This window comes from Massilia mucilaginosa (assembly GCF_011682145.1).
GTDB lineage: Bacteria > Pseudomonadota > Gammaproteobacteria > Burkholderiales > Burkholderiaceae_D > Telluria_A > Telluria_A mucilaginosa.
Genome location: NZ_WHJH01000262.1, coordinates 1 through 349 on the forward strand (window position 1 = coordinate 1; position 349 = coordinate 349).

Here is a 349-nt window from a genome sequence, read left to right on the forward strand (position 1 = left end):
CCGGACATCGTCGCCACCCCGTTCGAGATGCCCGCTCACGGCGCCGACTACGTCAAGCGCATCGTGATGATTCCGATGCGCGACGGCGTCAGGCTGCACACCGTGATCACCATTCCCAAGGGCGCGACGCGCGCGCCGATGATCCTGTCGCGCACGCCCTATAACGCGGCCAAGCGCAGCGAGCGCAATGTGAGCCCGCACATGGCCTCGATGCTGGCCGAAGGCGACGACGGCTATGTGGCCAACGGCTACATCCGCGTGTACCAGGATGTGCGCGGCAAGTACGGCTCCGAAGGCGACTACGTGATGACGCGCCCCTTGCGCGGCCCGCTCAACACCAGCGCCGTCG

At 67.0% G+C, this 349-nt stretch carries 1 protein-coding gene; it reads left to right on the forward strand.

Going from position 1 to position 349, the window contains the following annotated elements; all coding sequences use genetic code 11:
- Positions 1–349, forward strand: a 349-nt coding sequence (locus F2P45_RS34785) for a CocE/NonD family hydrolase (RefSeq protein ID WP_308613964.1), incomplete at both ends; no start/stop codon positions are given.